The 19,389-nt window shown below is 62.7% G+C and carries 16 protein-coding genes; 4 read left to right on the top strand and 12 right to left on the bottom strand.

The window, feature by feature from the left end; genetic code table 11:
• Positions 1-165: 165 nt before the first annotated feature.
• On the top strand, positions 166-1,278 hold the full coding sequence (locus FHS74_RS18980; RefSeq protein WP_184803534.1) for a substrate-binding domain-containing protein: 1,113 nt from the start codon (positions 166-168) through the stop codon (positions 1,276-1,278).
• Positions 1,279-1,459: 181 nt separating this feature from the next.
• On the opposite strand, the gene FHS74_RS18975 is transcribed toward FHS74_RS18980, so the two are convergent.
• From FHS74_RS18975 to FHS74_RS18960, 4 genes are read right to left on the bottom strand one after another with little or no spacing between them, the layout of a single operon-like run.
• Positions 1,460-1,897 carry an EF-hand domain-containing protein gene (locus tag FHS74_RS18975; RefSeq protein WP_184803837.1) on the bottom strand — a complete coding sequence of 146 codons (438 nt, stop codon included), beginning with the start codon at positions 1,895-1,897 and terminating at the stop codon, positions 1,460-1,462.
• A gap of 34 nt (positions 1,898-1,931) precedes the next feature.
• Positions 1,932-2,861 (bottom strand): nuclear transport factor 2 family protein, encoded by a 930-nt coding sequence (locus FHS74_RS18970; RefSeq protein ID WP_211106406.1) that lies wholly within the window; start codon positions 2,859-2,861, stop codon positions 1,932-1,934.
• Between the two features lie 50 nt (positions 2,862-2,911).
• The gene (locus FHS74_RS18965; protein ID WP_184803532.1) at positions 2,912-3,745 is read right to left on the bottom strand and encodes a nuclear transport factor 2 family protein; all 834 of its coding nucleotides are present in this window, start codon (positions 3,743-3,745) and stop codon (positions 2,912-2,914) included.
• Positions 3,746-3,774: 29 nt separating this feature from the next.
• Complete coding sequence (locus tag FHS74_RS18960) at positions 3,775-6,036, bottom strand: TonB-dependent receptor domain-containing protein (RefSeq protein ID WP_184803530.1); 2,262 nt, start codon at positions 6,034-6,036, stop codon at positions 3,775-3,777.
• 393 nt (positions 6,037-6,429) lie between these two features.
• Here FHS74_RS18960 and FHS74_RS18955 point away from each other — a divergent pair, with 393 nt between their 5' ends.
• Positions 6,430-7,515: a LacI family DNA-binding transcriptional regulator gene (locus FHS74_RS18955; protein WP_184803528.1), complete on the top strand. Its 1,086-nt coding sequence runs from the start codon at positions 6,430-6,432 to the stop codon at positions 7,513-7,515.
• Positions 7,516-7,517: 2 nt separating this feature from the next.
• Here FHS74_RS18955 and FHS74_RS18950 read toward each other — a convergent pair whose 3' ends face one another.
• Positions 7,518-8,471 (bottom strand): LysR family transcriptional regulator, encoded by a 954-nt coding sequence (locus FHS74_RS18950; RefSeq protein WP_184803526.1) that lies wholly within the window; start codon positions 8,469-8,471, stop codon positions 7,518-7,520.
• A gap of 319 nt (positions 8,472-8,790) precedes the next feature.
• Here FHS74_RS18950 and FHS74_RS18945 point away from each other — a divergent pair, with 319 nt between their 5' ends.
• Entirely contained in the window at positions 8,791-9,399 is a 609-nt protein-coding gene (locus tag FHS74_RS18945) for a heme-binding protein (RefSeq protein WP_184803524.1), read from the top strand.
• A 33-nt stretch (positions 9,400-9,432) separates the two neighbouring features.
• Here FHS74_RS18945 and FHS74_RS18940 read toward each other — a convergent pair whose 3' ends face one another.
• The 7 genes from FHS74_RS18940 to FHS74_RS18910 form a co-directional block, all read right to left on the bottom strand.
• Positions 9,433-10,281: a hypothetical protein gene (locus FHS74_RS18940; protein WP_184803522.1), complete on the bottom strand. Its 849-nt coding sequence runs from the start codon at positions 10,279-10,281 to the stop codon at positions 9,433-9,435.
• Positions 10,278-10,601: a thioredoxin gene (gene trxA / locus FHS74_RS18935; protein ID WP_184803520.1), complete on the bottom strand. Its 324-nt coding sequence runs from the start codon at positions 10,599-10,601 to the stop codon at positions 10,278-10,280. The genes FHS74_RS18940 and trxA overlap by 4 nt, the downstream gene beginning before the upstream one ends.
• 15 nt (positions 10,602-10,616) lie before the next feature.
• A complete protein-coding gene (gene tldD / locus FHS74_RS18930; protein ID WP_184803518.1) occupies positions 10,617-12,068 on the bottom strand; it encodes a metalloprotease TldD in 1,452 nt (483 codons plus the stop codon).
• Positions 12,065-13,423, bottom strand: a complete 1,359-nt coding sequence (locus FHS74_RS18925) for a TldD/PmbA family protein (RefSeq protein WP_184803516.1) — start codon at positions 13,421-13,423, stop codon at positions 12,065-12,067. The genes tldD and FHS74_RS18925 overlap by 4 nt, the downstream gene beginning before the upstream one ends.
• A complete protein-coding gene (locus FHS74_RS18920; protein ID WP_184803514.1) occupies positions 13,417-15,192 on the bottom strand; it encodes an ABC transporter ATP-binding protein/permease in 1,776 nt (591 codons plus the stop codon). The genes FHS74_RS18925 and FHS74_RS18920 overlap by 7 nt, the downstream gene beginning before the upstream one ends.
• A 25-nt stretch (positions 15,193-15,217) precedes the next feature.
• Complete coding sequence (locus FHS74_RS18915) at positions 15,218-17,482, bottom strand: TonB-dependent siderophore receptor (RefSeq protein WP_184803512.1); 2,265 nt, start codon at positions 17,480-17,482, stop codon at positions 15,218-15,220.
• Positions 17,483-17,743: 261 nt separating this feature from the next.
• The gene (locus FHS74_RS18910; RefSeq protein ID WP_184803510.1) at positions 17,744-18,682 is read right to left on the bottom strand and encodes a LysR family transcriptional regulator; all 939 of its coding nucleotides are present in this window, start codon (positions 18,680-18,682) and stop codon (positions 17,744-17,746) included.
• Positions 18,683-18,958: 276 nt separating this feature from the next.
• Here FHS74_RS18910 and FHS74_RS18905 point away from each other — a divergent pair, with 276 nt between their 5' ends.
• Positions 18,959-19,240, top strand: a complete 282-nt coding sequence (locus FHS74_RS18905) for a hypothetical protein (RefSeq protein ID WP_184803508.1) — start codon at positions 18,959-18,961, stop codon at positions 19,238-19,240.
• The last annotated feature ends 149 nt before the right edge of the window (positions 19,241-19,389 follow it).

Here is a 19,389-nt window from a genome sequence, read left to right as displayed (position 1 = left end):
ACAAAACCATTTATCCGATATCAGATATCGGCCTCGCTGCCGCCGGATGGAGAGGAGGGGGGATATGACGCCCATACCAGGCGCCGGGGACACCCTCGCCCTCCGGGGGACGATTGGGGTAGCCTGAGAGACCCCAACCTGCCCACCCGTTGGAACCGGTCCCCAGTGTCGTCCACTCCACGCCCCCTCCCCCTTCCCGCAGCCCTTGCGAACGATGGTGGTCGCCAGCAGGCCGCAACGGCGATTGACGTCGCCCGCCTGGCCGGCGTCTCCCAATCCGCCGTGTCGCGCACCTTCACCAAGGGGGCCAGCGTCTCCAAGACCACGCGTGCGGCGGTCATGGCGGCGGCGGCGCAGCTAGGCTACCGGCCCAACCTGATCGCACGGTCACTGATCACCGGCCGATCCAACATCGTGGGCGTGGTCATGGCCCACTTCGACAACCAGTTCTTTCCGCCGCTTCTCCAGGCCCTGTCCTTCGAGTTGGGGAAACTTGGCTATCATCTGCTGCTGTTCCTGATCCCGGCGGGCGCCGATTTCGAGCCGGTGCTGGACGATATCCTGCGCCATCGCGTGGAGGCGCTCATCATGACCTCCGTCGCCCTGTCAGAATCGCGGGCGGAGCTTTGTCGGGCCGCCGGCCTGAAGGTGCTGCAGTTGAATAGCCGGACGGATAGCCCCGACATCGCCAGCATCACCGGCGACAACGCCGGTGGGGCAGCGACCATCGCCGCCTATCTGGCGGCAAGCCAGCACCGCCGCTATGCCATGATCACCGGAATGGACGACAATTCGGCCAGCCGTGACCGTGAGGCCGCCTATACCCGCTGGCTGGAGAGCCATGGCTTGGGGGCGCCCACGCGCATCCGGGGCGACTACAGCCTGGAAGGGGCGGCCGCGGCGGCGCGCACGCTGTTCAGCGGAACGACGCGGCCGGACGCCGTGTTCTGCGTCAACGACCACACCGCCCTGGCCGTACTGGGCGTGGCCCGCGCGGAGTTCGGACTGGAGCCCGGACGCGACGTGTCGATCATCGGCTTCGATGACGCGCCCATTGCGGCGTGGCCGGAATACCGACTGACCACCTATTCCCAGCCCCTGGCGGCTTTGGTCGACGCCACCACCCAGGCACTTGCCAGCCTGCTCGACGGCACGGGCGCCCCTGCGGAGCAGGTGGTGGTGACGGGGCAATTGGTGGTGCGGGCCAGCGCCCGCCGGCCGGCCACGGGCATCATCCGCGATGGCGACGGGCGGGAGATTTGGGTTCCGGGATCATGAAAGGGGCCCGGCGTCGACAGTGCCAACGGCGCCGGTGACATCGGAGGTTTCCGTCCAAAGCCACGCACGCCACCGCCTGGTTGGCGGTGGCGTGGTCCTCATCCGTAAGCCGGCCCTCACGGGGTCTTGTCCGCGAGCGACGTCACCCGCGAAGGCTGAACCCGCCTTCGCGGGATCTGCCCTATGGGTTTGACCGGGGTGGCGCCGGGGGTGGATTGGCGCCCTGTCGCGCAGACATCATCTTGTCGAATTGCTTGAATTCCTCGACCGTCAGCGTGCCGTCCCCGTTAAGGTCGATACCCGGCGGCGCCGGATTCTTCTGGTAGTCATCCAGGGTCACATAGCCGCGGCCCTTCTCGAACATGTTGAACGAGCTGATGGGCAGCCCCTTCGCCAGCCATTCCTCACGCGACATCTTGCCATCGCCGTTGGTATCGACCTCCTTGGCGAACGCGGTCATGTCCGGGTTCTTCGACGCGTCCCCGGCCAGCCCGCCCGGAGGCGCCCCGGCCGGAGATGTCGATGCGGCACCGTCCTGCCCGTCGTCGGCGCCAGCGTCCTGGATCCAGCTGCCGAGCAGCAGGAGTCCGCAGGCCGCCGCCATCACTTGCTTTTTCATCTTAACCTCCCATGTCTGCCGCTACCGAGCCGGTTCACCAATGCGGAAGTTCCTGCTCGCAGTTGCAGTTGTTGTAGGTCTCGCCGAAGGTGTAATAGGGGCGTGGCAGGTTCGGCCAAATCACCGCCGCGCGCTGCGGGCTATAGGCTGGATAGCTATAGAGCGGCTTGCGGAAGCCCGGCGGCAACTTGAAGTCGGAGCGTTCGCCCGCTTCGCCGCCCAAGGCCTTGAGAGGCTTACCCAGGGCGAGGTCACCCAACTGGGCGTTTAGCTGGGCGACCATCGTGTCCGGCAAACCGGGGACGAAGTCGTAGGCCATCTGAAGATGCCAAATTTTCCAGACGCCGTCCTCTTTGACGAAGTCGCCGCCATACTTTTCAAAGAACATCATCGACTGCAAATGGATCTTGCCGTCCTGGTACAAAGGCATCACGCCAATGCCGGGCGAATACCATGCCCCCTGGGCGGTTTTGCCATCGCCGGCGATTTCGATCACCGGCGTGGTGGAGGTGTGCATCACCCATTCGGCGCCGGCCCCGAAATTGGCGGGAACTTTTCCGACCTTGGGATCGATCGCCGACAGCTTGTCGAGGGCAGCCTCGGCATCGCCGCGGCTTTTCATGCCATAGGCGTTACGGATGACATCCAGGCCGTACATGACCCACGCCGGGCTACCGAAGGTCGCCGTGGCGGCGAACTTGCCGTCGGATCGCACCCAGTAATTATCAAGCTCCTCAAGGTTGCGCCCCGCCGCGTGCATGAATTCGTGCCGGCTCATCAAGCTCTGGATCGCGATCGTGTCGACCGCGCGCTCGCCGTCGGAGATCATCGATCGCCCCTCGGCCACCGCGGCGTCGGACTTCAGTGGCGCGAAGTCCATTCGCGGCTGTGTCTCCGCTGACATCGCGATGGTAGTGACGAACGCCGCGCAGGTCGCGGCGCAAATGGACAGACGGATTTTCATGAAGTCATTCCCTAGGTTTCGAATGGGGGAAGTATTTGTCGACCCATGGCTTATTTGCCGGCGGCCGCCTTGACCGGCGGGCCGTAGCTGAAGGTTTCGCTGAAAGTGCGATAGGGCACGGGGATCAGCGGCTTCTCGCCCCGCACCTCGGTCAGGGCATAGCCTTTGTACCGTTCCATGGGGATATCGAAGGGTGGAGCCTCCGGATCCTGCCACGGCAGCACCTCGCCGGGTTCAAGCGCGATCTTGGGTGCGGAGCCCGGCTTGGTCCAATCGCCTCCCGGCTGGGTGGCGATGTCGGTGAAGACGTTGAAGTGCCAGATCTTCCAGACGCCATCCTCCTTGATGAAGTCGATGGCGTAGCGTTCCCACATGTAGTTGGCGTCGGGTTGGCCCAGCGGCGTCTGTGACACTTGGCCAATGGTGTACCAGAGCCCCTTCGCGGTCCGGCCATCATCCGCCACGACCACCAGGGGCGTGGTCAAGGTGTGCATCATGGAGGTGCCGATGAGCAGGTTGTCCGGCGTGTCCTTGATTTCCGGGTGGCGGCGGCTAAGGGCCGCCAAATCCTTACCGGCCTGCTTCTTGAACCAGTCGACATAGGAACGCTTGATCGATGGCAAGCCGACCCAGAAGCCGACATTGGTGCCGAAGCTGACATCCGCCTGATGATGGGCGAACAACTCATCCAGTTCTCGCTGATGCTCGCCAGCTGAATAGTACCATTCGTGCCGGCTCATCAGGTCCTGGACTTGCTGGATGTCCCACAGGACCTGAACCTGGTGGGCGGTGGGGTCCGGCGTGGCGGCCCGCGTGGGTGCAGCGCCGAGCACGGCCCCGGCGAGGACGGACATGGAAAGGGCGATGGCGCGGGTGATGCGCATGAGATGTCCCTTTTTTATGAGATGGCGGGTCAGAACTTGGCGCTGGCGGTGAAGCCGAAGGTGCGCGGCGTGGTGACCAGCAGGCGGCTGTTGGGAAAGGCGGCCGTGACCTGGGCCCTGTCCTCAATGTTGTGGACGAAGGCGCCGATGGTGTAGCGGTCATCGGGAAAGACGTAGCTGACATAGGCGTCACTGCGGGAATAGCCGGGCTGCCAGTGATGGGGAAAGCTGAGGCTGGTGGTGGTGACATAGCCGGTGGACAGCTTGCTTTCCCCCCGCACGGTCAGTAGCCCGCCAGCCAGGTCCCAGCTGTGCTCATACCCGATCACGCCGCTCCACGTCGGCGCGCTGGCCACCTGGGTGCCGCTGATGTCCGACACGGCGGCGACGTTGCCGTAACGGGCGTGCATGTACGCGATGGACAGCGTGATCTCGTCATGCGGGGTCAGACGGTATTTGGCCTCCAGGTCGGCGCCGTAGCTGGTGCCGGTGTCGGCGTTGGCCACCGGCTGGGTGAACTGGCCGGGGGGCGAGGCCAGGGTGCAGGCGCTGGTGCCGCAAAGGCCGTGGGCGTTGGCGTAGGTCAGCGCCGTGCTTGCCCCATACTGGGACAGCAAAAGGCTGTAGAGGGTGTTGATGTCCTGGCCCGCGCCGAACAGCGGATACTGCAACTGATAGTTTTTGTAGTCGTAATAATAGGCTTCGGCGTTGACCTCCAGCCGGTTGTCCAGGAAGCGGTTCTTGGCGCCCACCTCATAAGCCGTCAGTTTTTCCGGCTCGTAGGTTTGCGGTGGCAGCTGGCTGGTGTTGTAGCCGCCGGCTTTGAAGCCCGTGGCCACCTGGGCATAGACCATGCTGTCAGCCGTCAGGTCGTATTCGACGCCCGCCTTGTAGGTGACGCCGCTATCCTTCTCGTCCGGCGTGGTCAGCAGGCCGCTGTCGTAATAGGTGGAGGTGCCCGGCAGGGTGTAGCTGGAGCGGATGCCGTAGGCGTAGCCCTTCTTGTCGTCGGTGTAGCGTAGGCCGGCCGTCAGCCGCAGACTGTCGGTCACGGGGTATGTCGCCTGCCCGAAGACGGAGTAGGAGGTCGTGGGCGGGTTGTGGTAGTAGGCGGTATAGCCGGTGGTGGAGGTGGTGCCGGCGGAGGGTGCCACCAGGTTCAGGTTGGTGGACCGCAGGCCATAGGCGCCCACCTGCCACTTGACGGCGCTGTCCGAAGGCGAGGCCAGACGGATTTCCCCGGTGTACTGCTTTTCCTGATAGTCGCCGACGGCGCGCGACCCGCTGATCAGGTCGGTGAAGATGTAGCGGTCACTGTAGGAATAGGCTGGGATGACAGTCAGCGTCGCCCAGTCGAAATCATAGTCCATCTGAACGGATGTGGTAAGGAAGCGGTAGTTCAGCCGATCCTCGAACCCCTCCTCCGCCGTCCAGGGGTGGCCTGCCTCGAAATTCGATACCGATACGGTGGTGGCGCCCAGACCGGTGATGTGCTGATAGTCGACAACGCCCAACAGCGACAGGGCGGGGGTGGGCTTCCACAGGCCCTTGAGACGTAGACCGGTGACATCGGTGGCGCCGCCGCCGTTGCTGTAGTAGCCGTCCTTGGTCTCACGCAGGGCGGCCAAACGGACGGCCAGCGTCTCATCCACCGGCACGTTCACGGCGGCGTCGACATGGCGCAGGCCATAGTCGCCCACCTGCAGGTTGACCGCGCCCCCATACTCCTGGACCGGGGAATTGCTGATGACGTTGATGGTGCCGCCCACGGCGTTGCGACCGTAGAGGGTGCCCTGGGGTCCCCGCAGCACCTCCACCCGGCTGATGTCGTACAGGCCGGCGCCCAGTTGTTCGTTACGGCCGGTGTAGACATTGTCGAAGAAGACGGCGATGTCGGTATCGATGGAATTGGGGTCGCCGTTGGTGCCGACGCCACGGATATAGACCTGGCTGCCCTGGGCACCCGCTTGGACCTGCACGGCCGGAATGTCCTGCAGGGCGCTGTCGACGGAGCTACGCGCCTTGCTGGCCAGTTCGTCGCCCGAAATGGCGGTGATGGCGATGGGGATTTTCTGCAGGTTTTCCGCCCGGCGCTGGGCGGTCACGACGATCTCCTCCAGCTCGCCCGTGCCGGTGGCCGGCGCCACGCCCAAGGGCGGTTCGCCGGGCGGTGGCGCCCCCTGCGGGCGGGCCGCCGGCTGGCCCTCATGCGTGGTCGCCGGGCGGGCCTGTTCCTGGGCGTGGACGCTGGGGCCGCAGATCAGCCACAGGGCGGACGCCCCCAGCAGCACATGGCGCCTATGGCCGGCGCTTCCACGTCGGACTGAAGTCCTGTTGTCAAGGTGACGCAACCCTACCTCCCCTGTTGTGTGGCGGTTTCGGGTGCGGGTTTTGTCCAAGGGCAGGCGTTAAGCGCGGCCGGGTGTTGGCGCCAGAGTTTCATCCCATGTCCCCTCCCGACGCGCGCAGACCGGCATCCTTGCCCGCAAGAACGGACCGCCGTTGTTGATGTCGCGCGTTGTTTTTTTCACCTTATCAGCATTGCACGCGCGTGCAACAGCAAAGTGCATCCGTATGCAAAATCGGCTTTGGACAAGACAAGGTTATTAAAGATAAGCACAATGTCGTGACGCGCCGGGCTTCCCCCCCGCCGGCCGTACCGGATTTTTGAAGGCGATCCTCTTATGGAATCAGTGGCCCCCCGCACCTCCTCCGCCCGGTCCCGCCCCGCCACGGCGGAAGATGTCGCCCGCCTGGCCGGCGTGTCACGCTCGGCCGTGTCGCGGACTTTCACCGAGGGCGCCAGCGTGTCAGAGGCCACGCGTCAGCGCGTGGTGGAGGCGGCGCGGGCCCTCAAATACCGGCCCAACCTGATGGCGCGATCGCTGATGACCAACCGGTCCTTCATGGTGGGCGTGGCGGTCAGCCACCTGGACAACCAGTTCTATCCCGAGGTGGTGGAACAGTTATCCGATCAGCTGGGTGCCATCGGCTATCGCGTGCTGTTGTTCATCACCCATGGCAACACTGAGTTGGATCCCATGCTGGACGAGTTGCTGCGCTATCGCGTGGACGCGTTGATCCTGGCGTCCAGCAGCCTGTCGTCCGCCCTGGCGGAGGAATGCCGTCAGGGTGGCGTGCCGGTCATCATGTTCAACAACACCGACCTCGCCAACCGGACGCCGGCGGTGGCTGGCGACAACACCCATGGCGCCGCCATGGCCGCCGACTTCCTGTGGGCGGCGGGTCACCGTCGCTTCGGCTTCATCGCCGGCATCGAGGAAAGCTCCACCAGCCGGGAGCGGGAGGCCGGGTTCAAGGATGCCCTGCGCCGGCATGGTGCCGACCGGCCAATGCGGGCCTGCGGGCACTTCACTTTCGATGGCGCCATGGCGGCGACACGGCAGCTGCTCTCGGCCCCCACCCCGCCGGAGGCCCTGTTCTGCACCAACGACCATATGGCGCTGGCCGCCATCGAGGTCGCCCGCTCGGAATTTGGCCTGACGCCCGGCCGCGAGCTGTCCATCGTCGGCTTCGACGATGTCGCCATCGCCGCCTGGCCGGGCTTCCAGCTGACGACATATTCCCAACCCGTGGCCCACATGGTGGCCCGCACGGTGGGCTTGGTGAAGGACGCTCTGGCCGGCACGAAGGACGGCCAATGCCACCATATCATCCAGGGGGACCTGATCGTGCGCGCCTCCGCCCGCCGCCCGGCGACCGGCATCGTGCGCACCCCGGAGGGGCAGGAGATTTGGCGACGGGCTTGAGCCTACTCCGCCGCCTGAACCACCCGACTGGCATTGTCGCGGGGGGCCAGCGCCTGGGCCTGGGCCTTGACGCGGTCCACCACCCAGCGCAGCGCAGCGTCCTGGGCGCCGGCCTTATGCCATTGCGCCACCAGGCGCAGGGATGGCAGGGCGACGGGCAACGGCAGGATGCGCAGGGGTAGATGGCGGGCCTGCTGTTCCGCCAGCCGCCGTTGCACCGTGGCGATACGGTCGGTACCCACCACCAGCGCCGGCACCGCGGCGAAGGACGGCGCCACCACTTCCACCCGCCGCTTGCGGGCGTCCTGACGCAGGACCCGTTCGTCGAACGCCGGCTGGCGGGTGGCGCCGATCTCCGTCACCACATGGCCCATGGCGTAATAGCGCTCGGCGTCGATAGGCCGACGCAGGCGGGGGTTGCCGGCGCAGCCCACCACCACATACTCATCTTCAAACAGCAGGGTGGCGGGATGGTTTTCGGAGGCCGCCGCTTCCTGCCCAATCAGGAGATCCACCCTCCCCCGCTCAAGCTGCGCCTGTGGCTTGTCATCGAGCGGCAACACGGTGAAGGTAAGCCCCGGCGCCGCCGCCGCGATGACCTGCAATGCCTCCGCCAACAGCACCGTCAGCACGTAATCGGACGCCATAATGGTCAGGTCGCGTTCGCAGGTGGCGGCATCGAAGTCCGGCGGGGTGGCAATGGTGGTCTTGATCTGATGCAGCACCTCGCGCACCGGCGCCACCAAGGCACGGGCGCGGGCGGTGGGAACCAGGTGCCGGCCGGCGCTGACCAGCAACTCGTCCCCGAAGTAGTCGCGCAGGCGGTTCAGGGTGCCGCTCATGGCGGATTGGCTGAGGCATAGCCGCTCACCGGCGGCGGAAACGTTGCATTCGGCCAACAGCGCATCCAGCGCCACCAGCAGGTTCAGGTCCAACCGTTCGAATCGCATCACCATCCTCCCAGGTTCCGGCCGTCGCCCGCCTTAAACCGGATCATTCCTCATTTTGCATACGTATGCAATAGGGGCGATTCCGCCGGATGGCGCCTCGATACTTGGTATTGAAAAAATGGCGAAGCGCGGGGCCGGGGCCATGATTACAGTCCCCCTGATCCATCACCCAGAACGACCATGGCCAAGATGCCCGCCTGGAAACGGCCGGGAAGTGGCACCTACCGACATGACCAGAATTTCCGGGGATGGGGGAGCCTCCGCCCACGCCGGTAGCGGCCGCGAAAACGACCAAGACGATCCAAGACGATAAGGACTCTTCGAAATGAAAATAACGACGGCCGCCATGGCGGCGCTGGGCGTGTTCATAGCCGTCCAAGCCGGTGCCCAGGATCAAGAGCCCGCAAGCTCGCGATCCAGAGACACCGCCTTGTCCGCACCTTACAACGGCCCCATGATGGGACCTCGGCCGGGCGAGCCTACCCCGCCGCCGCCGCCCGGGCCACGCCCCCCCGACGTCGTTGCCCGCGGCCCCTCCATCGAATTGGCGCTTGAGGCCGCCAAGGCGGTCGTCACCTCCTGCAAAGGCTACCAAGTGGGCATTGCCGTCCTTGATGCCGCAGGCCTGCCCAAACTCTATTATGTCCCCGACGGAACGGCCGGCAGTCACGCCTATACGGGCTTCCGCAAGGCGAACTCCGCACTGTTGATTGGCGCGCCCAGCGAACAAATCACCACCAGAATAGCCACCGACAAAGGTCTCGCCGACAAGGTCGCGGCCAGCACCAACTACGCCTCGTGGGCCGGTGGTTTACCGATCATGGTGAACGGCGAAGTGATTGGCGCGATCGGCGTATCCGGCGCCGAACCCAGTGAAAAGGACGAGGCCTGTGCGCGCGATGGCCTGAGGGAAATTCAAAGTCGTCTCAAATGAGAAGAGACGCCATAAAGCGAAGCGGGCCTCCCCTCAAACCTGGCCGGCGACGACGCCATCCCTGAACAGCGATGTCAGATAGTTGATCGCCTCGCCCCAACGCTCAGAGGTGCCCGCATTCGCCCGGTTCAAATGGGCTTCGAACCGGCGCGCCAAATCGGGTTCGCGCGCCATGAACAGTACCGGGTATTCCGGCGTCTCCCCCGCCGCGCGGACAGACTCCTGTTCCCGCCAAATCTCCCGGAGAACCCTTTCCTTATTGGCCTCATCGGCGTCAGACCACTCCGGATCCGGCACCAGTTCGCTCAGAATCCCCCAGCTGCGGAACATCTGGACCAATATGCTGGGGGAGTCGCGCAGCGGCCAGGCCGCCGCCTCCCAAACTGAATATTGCAATTTACGTCGATCCCCCGCCGGGAGCCCTTCTTCCGACAGGGCGACCAGTTCCTTGCGGATGTTCGCCCATTCGGGGCGCGGGACCGCCTCCCCGGCCAAAAGCCTTTGGTGCAGTTTGGACAAACGCCCGGTGATGTCCGACGGGTCGATATCCTCCCGCGGAGGTGACATCATCATCAGCAGGAAATCATGCAACGGCGGGGCGAGATCCGCCCCCGGCGTAATGGCCAAAACCAAGTCCCGCCAAGCCGCGACGGCGACCTCATTGAAGGCATAGGCTGGCATGATATCCAGCAACAATACCAGGGCCGGGGGCAGACCGTAGAACTCCGAAAATTCTTCCCATTCCATGGACAGCAAAGCCGTCAGGGATTTGGCATTCCGTCGGCCGCTGAAGTGGCCCTCCGCGACCAGCGCGTCGATAGCGTCGACCAGCCTCTGCTTCAAATCGGGGCGACCGTGGAACGCGGGATGGTTCACGATCATAATTTTTGCTCGATGATGGCCGTCAGCTGCGTGCGCGAGAGGGTGCCGACGCGGCGATGGATCTCTTCCCCGCCTTTGAACAGGATCAGCACGGGGATGGTCTGCACACCGAAGCGGGTGGCCACATCCGGCTCCGCCTCAATGTCCACCTTGTAGACATCCATCGTGCCGTCAAAATCGGCGGCGACCTCGTCAAGTATCGGCGCGAGGGCGCGACAGGGCCCACACCACGGCGCCCAGAAATCCACCAGGACGGGGCTTTCGGAGCCGAGAACCCTCGAGTCAAATTCCGCAGTATTCACGCTAGTCGCTTTTTTCATTTTGATTCCTCCAGGTCACACACTGCCGCTTACAACCATTTCATCAATGCGCAGGGTCGGCTGCCCCACGCTAACGCTCACTGTCTGGCCAGCTTTGCCGCAGGTCGCGATTCCCTCATCCAGCGCCCAGTCATGGCCAACGGCACGTATGTGGCGAAGCGCCTCATGCCCGACGCCGACGAGGGTCACCCCCTTCACCGGGGCGGTGATCTTGCCGTCCTCGATGAGGTAGGCCTCGACCGCCGTGAAATTGAAACGGCCGCTGGTGATGTCCACCTGCCCGCCCCCCATACGGGGGGCGTAGATGCCGCGTCCCACCGACGCGACAATGTCATTCGGGTCCTCCTGGCCGGCCAGCAGGAAGGTGTTGGTCATCCGCGGCATGGGGAGATGCGCGTAGGACTGGCGCCGCGCGTTTCCCGTCGGCGTCATGGTCATGAGGCGGGCGTTCAGGCGGTCCTGCATCAGCCCCGTCAGCACGCCGTTCTCGATGAGGGCGGTCTTTTGCCCAGGCGTTCCTTCATCATCGACGCCCATGCTGCCCAGCCGGCCAGGCAGCGACCCGTCATCCAGAACCGTCACCGTGTCCGGCGCGATACGCTCGCCCATGCGGCCAGCGAAGGCGGAAAGCCCCTTGCGGTGATGATCGCCCTCAAGGCCGTGGCCCACCGCTTCATGAAAAAGGACACCGGCATAGCCCGGCCCCAGCACCACCGGCATCACCCCCCCTGGCGCCGGCCGGGCATCCAGGTTGACGGTGGCGACACGGACGGCCTGGGACACGACCGACCCCACGGCCTCATCCGTCAGGCCTTCCAGCCCATACCGTCCACCGACGCCCGCGCTCCCCTGGGCGCGCGTCCCGGCGCGCTCCAGCACGACATGGATGAACAGCCGCGTCACGGGACGCGCGTCGGCCACCAGCTGCCCGTCGGTATTGGCGATCAGCACCACCCGGTGCGCCGACGATAGCGATGCGTTGACCTGGCGGACGGCGGGATGCGCCGCCCTGGCCAGCATATCCACCTTCTCCAGCAACTGGACCCAGGGCAACAGGTCGGCGGACGCCAAGGGGTCCTTCCGCGAGTAAAGCCCATGGTCCGTCAACTGCGGAACAAGCCGCACCTGGGGGGCCGCCGCAGTTCCGCCGCCCAATCGGGTCAGAGCCTGGACCGTCTGGTGGGCGGACCTGATGGCTTCCGGACGGAGATCACTGGTATGCGCGAAGGAAACCCGATCCCCCAGCACGGCACGGGAGCCGAGCCCCTGACCGATGGAAAAGCTGCCCGCCGAAACCTTGCCATTGTCCAGCCGCCACTCGCGCGACTTGGTGCTTTCGAAGAACATATCGGCGAAGTCGGCACCCGCCGCCAACTGCTCCAAGGCGCGCGACAGCTCAACTTCGTCCAACTGATTGGGCTGAAGGATTAGACGCCGGGCCCAATCCATGTGCGGCGGATTGATCATGCCCGTCCTCCGATGTGCATCGCGTCAACCAAAATGGAGCCCGTGCGAAAGGAGCCGAAACGTTCGACGTCATCGCCGACGTGGGTGATCCCCCGTAGCATCGTGCGCATATCTCCGCTCAGGGTGATGCCGGCGACGGGGAACCGCTGGACGCCGTCCTCGACCCAATATCCTTCAACCGCCCGGCTCCAATGCCCCGTTGTCGGGTCGGTGTGTCCGCCGGTGATCGCGGTAACCAGCAAGCCGGTGCCCAGATGGCGCCGCATCGCCGGGCCATCGCCGCCGGGACGGCGGCTGGAAAGCGTCAGGTTATACGGGCCGCTGGCGTTGCCCGTCGTCCGCATCCCCAAACGCCGGGCATTCAAGCTATTCAGGAAGTAACCGCCGACCACGCCGGCATCGAGGATCAGGCGGCGGCTGCCGGCGACGCCTTCCGCGTCGTAAGCACCGCTGGCCAGGCCCCATGGCTCAAACGGATCCTCGATCAGGTCAAGATGGTCAGCCGCGACCAAGTCCCCCAGCGCACCGGCCAGAAAGCTGGCGCGCCGGTACTGGGCGGTGCCCATCAGTGCGCCGACCAGATCCTCGATCAGCACCTGTGCGGTGCGGGGACTGAATAGAACCGGCCCGGTGGCGGAGGGCACCGTCCGCGCCCCCAGCTGCCCGGTGGCTCCCCGCAGGGCACGCTCCGCCAGCCAGTCCGCCCCGCGAAGATCGCTACGCCGGCGGGCCATGGACTGCGCATAGTCACGCGCCATGGCGCCGTCCCGCGCCGCCAACGCCGTACACCAGCGCACATGATGGGAGGTGAGGCTCGCGCGGGAGAATCCGGATGAGGTGACCATCACCGACAACATCTCGGAGCAATTGAGCCCCACTTCCGACGTCCGCAATTCCGTTCCCGCCGGCTTTTCGACGGCACGCAACGCGCGCTCTATGTCCGACGCCTCCTCGGCCATGGCCGCGGCATCGTCGCTGACCGGCTCGTACCGCAGCGGCTGGCCAACATCATGGGCAAGGTCGGCGGCATCCGCCAAGCCGTTGTCGGCATCCGGCTGCGCCCATTGCATGATGCTTGCCGCCTCCTGCACCAGGCGCTGGATGGCGTCGGCGTCAAAGGTGGTCGTGGACGCCGACCCGACCCGGCCCTCCCTGAATACCGTCAGGTTGAGGGAGCGATGGCCACTCCGCACGGCCGTTTCCAGCCGGCCGTCCCGTAAGCCGAGCTGAAGCCCGCCGCTGGAGGCGGCGCTGGCGCTGGCTTCCCGTCCGCCAGCGCGCAGGGCCAATTCCACGGCCTGCTGGCTGGCCGCGCGCAGGTCCGCCTCGCTGTCGCTGATATAGGCGCTTAACATACGGTTTCCTCTTCGGGATCCAGCGCGGACTGTGTCGCCCCCTCCGCCGCCAACCGCAGGCAGTGGGTATGGAACGGCTTCAGGCGCTCATCATGAACGACGCTGATCAGGGTGACGGACGGCAGGCGCTCAAGCAGGGTGGCGTAAAAATGCAGCGCGTTCGCGGGGTCCAAAGCGCTGGTGGCTTCGTCAAGGACGAGGCGGTCCGGCCGGTAAAGCAGGATGCGGACCAGGGCCAACCTCTGCTGCTCCCCCGGGGAGAGCTGGTCGGCCCAGGATCGGGATCCGTGAAGCCGCTGGGCATGCTTCTCCAGCCCGACGACACTGAGCAGGGAGATGACCTGATCATCGTCGTACTGCTCCGGCGAGGCGGGAAAACAGATGGCGTTCTTCAGGGTTCCCATAGGCAGATAGAGGCGCTGGGGGACGAACATCGTCAGGCCCTGGGATGGCACATGAACCACCCCGGCACCATCCGGCCACAAGCCGGCGATGGCCCTCATGGTGGAACTTTTACCTATTCCCGATGGGCCCACTATCACCCAGCGCTGACCTGGCAGGATCGTCCAATCCCCAATGGTCAGGGACGCGTTGTTATAGAAGTCCAGCCGGAGATCGCGGGCGGAGATAGTGCCACCACCGTTCCTTATTATTTGGATACCGGTGGCATCCTTCCGCTCCAACATCTGGTCGAAAGCCCAGATACGGTTGACGTTGGCGATTTGTTGGGCGAATGACTGGAAAGCTTGATAGAAGAATGAAAGGGAAGATGTCATTTGGCGGAATGCATCCTGGGCTGCCATAATCCCGCCAAAGGTCAACGTACCGGCAAAGTATTTTGGAATTGTCAGAAACACGGGAAGTAATTTCCCAATGCTATCGAATATGTGCCCCGTCGCGTTGATGCCCATCTGGGCCAGAATCAGTCGATGATAATTCTTCTTGATACGGTCGAATGCTTCGCGCAGGGACTGCACCTCTGTCGGCGCGGCATCCAGGAAGGCGATTTGTTCCGCATTGCGGCGAATGTAGATCAAGCCGAAGCGGAAATCGGCCTCCACCTGTTGCTGGCGCATGGTGCGGGAAATCAGGGGCCGGCCGACCCAGATGATGGCCCCGGTGGTCAGCACCGTGTACAGCAGGGAATACCATAGCATGTCGCCGGGTATGGAGATGTGGTACCCCGCAATCAGGAACCGTATCGGCGCCGCCACGCTCCAAAGCACAGAACCAAAACTGATGCCGGCTGTTATGGAACCAAAAAATCCTACTACTATGGCCATTACGCTATTTGTGAATTCCTTGATGTCCTCGGCTATTCTCTGGTCCGGGTTGTCAATCAATGCGGCCCTTTCCATGGAATAGAACCCATTGTTCTTCATCCAGCGCGCCACGTATTCCGTGGTCAGGAAGGTCCGCCATCTCATTGAGAACATGCCGTAGAAGTATACCTCAAGGACGAGGACCATGGCCGAGCAGCCGTTGATCAGAAAAAACTCGATGATCTGAGGCAGGAACAGATCCACCTGTTTATTTTGGACGACATCATAGAACGAGCGCTGCCAACTGTTTGCCTGTACTGACATATAAATGACGATGTACTTGCTTCCCAAAAGGAAAGCGGTGCCAAACCAGGCAAACATCCAGTCCGAGGATAACCAGTATGATGTCAGCAGCTTGAGAAAGTGACGTATCCGTACCTCGGTGCTGACGCTGGGAAGCCCGGCCTGTGGCCGGGCTTCCTTCACTGTATGGTTCGACGTGCTCATTCAGGCGTCACTCGATATCGGTGAGTTAGAAGAACTTGTAGGACAAGGTGGCATGCCAGGTGCATGATTCCAGAACAGGAATGTAGCTGTCGACAGTCGACACACCGTAGTTACGGCGGTCGAACAGGTTTTTGACACCCACATTGAGCTGCCAAGATTTATAGGCGCCAATGACATTAATATCGAACTGCTTGGCGTCCGGGACTTTTTCCGTCCCGCTGTTATTCAGATAGGAACCGGAGTTTCCATACAGCCCGCCCGACAGGGTCAGATTCAAGTCTTCGCCTACCGGCTGGGTATAGGACGTATAGAGGCTGTACTTGACGCGCGGCTGGCCCGCCACATAGGCACCAAGCTTGCGGGTCAACTGATCAAACTTGCTGTAGGTGAAAGTGGAAACGACCGTCCAGCCGGGCAGGATCGTGCCGCGCAAATCGAGATCGACGCCTTTGCTTTCCTGGCCTTGGGTGGAGATGTAATAGCCGGGATGGGCCGGATCGGAAATCACGACGTTGCTTTGCTGCAGGCGGAAGACCGACGCCACCAATTCCAACTTCTGATCCATCATGGACAGCTTCAAGCCGCCCTCAAGGTTCTTGGAAGTGATGTCGGGCAGCCGGTTCTTTGTATAATCCAGGGAAAAATTCGGGATGTAACCAAGCGCATAGTTACCGAACAACGACAAATCAGCGGTTATGTCGTACACCGCGCCAAAGCTTGGTACTGACGATGAGGCGGAGTACTCGCTGACTGGTTGCTTTGGAATGTGGCTGGTGCTATCGAACGAATTCTGACGCACCCCGCCTATCAGGTGTGCCGCCCCCCATGTCATGATATCCTGAAAGTAAAACGCCCGTTCATTATAGTCCAGGCTGTAGGACGTTTCGTCGATGGACGGTATGGGTTTGACCACACCGGTCGTCAAACTGAAGGGGAAGAAACTCGACTTCGAAGAATCCAGCGCATCGTCATGCGTCTGAACGAAACTATAACCAATGTTGATGTTGTGATTGATGACAAGCGTATCGAATTTCAGCCTGGCATAGTCATCCAGCGACCAGGTCCTGTTGCGTTGCTCGTCATGCCCATTGTTAATCAGCAGGGTCGTGGGCGCCAGTACGGCGAAGGGCGCGTACAGCCCGAAGCTGAGGTCCTGGTTCTGGTATTGCCCGCGGCTGACGATGGTGAGCCAGTCGGTCGCCTTGTGTTCAACCGAATAGGTGACTTCCTTGTCACTTGCGTTGAAGCCGGCGTCGGCGGGGCCTATGGGCTGCGTTCTCACCGGGGCGATCTGCCCCTTATACATGTAGGTATAGGGGTTCACGCCGGTATTTTGCTCGTAGATCTGGGCGCTCAGGATCGCGTCGGTCTTCCCGTCCTTGTAGCGCAAGCTGGGGGCCACCAGGTAATTCGTGTCCCCCCGGTAATGCTGCACGTTGCGGTCGGCGTCGGCGCCAGACAGGATGAGGCGGCCGCTTATCTTCTCGTCATCGCTCAGCGCGTCGGAGGCGTCGATCGTGCCCTTGCGTGTCTGATAGCTGCCATATTCCAGCGAAGCGTTCAGCAAGGGATCCGCCGTCGGCTTCTTGGTCACCAAGTTGACGGTGCCACCCAGGCTGTAGGAGCCATTCAGCAGCGCGTCCGGCCCCTTCAGAATTTCGACGCGCTCCAATCCCGCCACCGGTTGCGACGCCCCCGCGATGGAACTGTTGCCGACGGAGGAAGAGAGGCCGTTGGTCAAGCCGGTGCTGCCAAAGCCGCGGACGCTGTAGCTGGTGCCGCCTTGGACGGTGGCGAAGTTCGGGATGACGCCACCAGCGTCGCGAAGCGCGTCCGTCACGCTCTGCGCCTGCTGATCTTCCATCAGCTTGCTGGAAATGACCGTCGTGTTGCGGGCCTGCTCGCGCAGGGACGCGCCGCTGCGGCTGGAGGTGGAAGCGTCGCGGACCAGCAGGCTGGTTTCGGCCTCGTCGCGGTGCGCCATGACGACGATGAAGCTGATGATGGTGGGGCCGTCTTTGCCATCGATCAGAACCAGGCGGGTGCCCGCGATGGCCTTTTCAATGGCATCGTTCTCGTCCTTGGCGCCGACCACGGCCACGGACGCCAAACCGCGGACGGCATCCGGGTCATAGTCGATGTGACGTCCGGCTTGCCGCTCAATCTCCTTCAGCGCTTGTTCCATTGGCATCGACGGCACGCTGATGCTCACATTCTGCGCCACCGCCGGCAACGCCGTGACAAGGGTCGCAATGGCCGAAACACCGGCCAACAGGTCCCAGCTCTTCATTCCCCTGCTCCTGTTCTGTCAGCCGCCAGCGTTGCCGGAATCACAAGTGATTCCTGACTACAGTCTTATGCATGCTGAATATTATTGTTGTTATGACGTTCGATTCCTTAAGGAATCGTGCACGTCTGCCCGAATTCATTTTCTTGACGTCCCGCCAATCGCCTCTGTTTCAGGGGCCGTCAGCGGTGGCTTCGTGAGAAGCTGTAAATTAGGTTGGGGGAATGTGGGCACATTGACAAATCAGTTCTGGCAATGCCCGTATTACTTTAACTTATGAAGGGCGAAGTGCGACGCTTCGTCATGTATGACGGATACCAGCCACCGCATGAGCGGTTCCTGGTCCCGATGGGGATGCCATTGCATCGTGATGGAGGTGTATTCTTCCGGGAAAGGCGCTGGCAGGACCTTGAGCGGCATTATGCTGGCGAAGAATTGCGCGAACCTCGAGATGGTCGTGACGATCAAATCGGTGCCAATCACGATATTGGGCAGCATCGCATAACGGGCAGTGCGGACGGCCACGTCACGGCGATCCAGAAGGTCCAATGCCTCGGCATTCAAATGGCCCAATATTTCCATCGAATTGAACATCGCCGCGTGCCGGCCTGACAAGTAAGTCTCCCGGCCTATGTTATTGTCGATAGCGCGATTATCTTTCCAAACCATACAAGAGAGCCCTTCATAAAATAAATGGGCCTTCAACAGATTATTTGATTCAAGATTTTCAGGAACAATCACCAGGTCTATATCTTTCTCGAGCAAAATTTCGGCATTCACATACTGGAATGTGGCAAGGTGGATATCCACGCCCGGCGCTTCTTTCTGAAGGCGCCGAATAACCCGCGGTAGGAAGGTGATCTCCACCATGTCGGGCGCCGCTATGTGGACGGTCCTCCGGTCCGTCGCCGGATCAAAGCTTAGGGTCGTGCCGAACACGCCCTCCGCCTCCCTCAGCAGATGGCGCACACGAGGGCGCAGGGCCTCCGCCAGCGCCGTCATTTGCCTCAGGCCATTATTGTATACGACGAGCTCATCACTGAAATGTTCCCGCAGCTTCTTAAGGGCAAGACTCATCGCCGGTTGACTGATGTGCATACGGGTAGCGGCCTCCGTGATTGAGGCCGTGTTCAGAATAGCGTCAAGTGCATAGAACTGATTTAAGTTACTTCTTCTTAGAAAACTCACCTCTTCGTTAACCATACCCCCACCTCCCCCAACTAAATATTTTAGACAGACCGCGCCATCGTCCCGGGAAAGGGACAAATTCCGTCATCACTACACATATGCGGTTCACATTTAGCAAGGACCAAGTCGTCATTGACACACGTATGCGCCAATGCGCCATATGGTCCGAAAAGCGCACCCTTCCATTGGCAAACGGGCTGTTTGGTCTCAAGGGTTTATGGCGCAATGCCCCCAAGCCCGGCGCTCGCTGTCCAGGGCGTCGCGACTTGGCTTGGTCACGGACACGGCCCAGTGCGAAGCGCGATCATTGATCCGCCGCCGCCCCGTAAACCCAAAAGGGCTATGATTAATATACCCGGCGTCAATTCCGCCGTTCCCCATTATTCCGGAGGCGCCCTGGCAAAGCCGCATGACGGCACCGACCAGTTCTTTGACGTCTTGGGCATGGGCGACAGCCCCCTGTTCGGCCGGCCGCGACTGACCGCAGGCAACATCCAGGGCATCTTGGTCGAGAATGCTTTCATCGTCGTCAAGCCCGCGAAGCCGCCCTGCGGCAGGCGCGGGATAAGCTGAGGGCCGGTGAGGGCGTCCTCTGGCCACAGTCTGAGGGGGGGGCCGCCACGCGGTGGAGGGAGTCCCGGAACGCACCGGCACGGATGACGCCAGGCGCCTTCAACCTTTTCACCCAGTCGGCATCCGTCAGCGGCGCCTTGGACGTTTTG

Origin of the sequence: Nitrospirillum iridis, assembly GCF_014205765.1 — a bacterium.
Lineage (GTDB): Bacteria > Pseudomonadota > Alphaproteobacteria > Azospirillales > Azospirillaceae > Nitrospirillum > Nitrospirillum iridis.
Note: the sequence above shows the minus strand (reverse complement) of the source record. Positions and strands in the feature narration are given on the sequence as shown.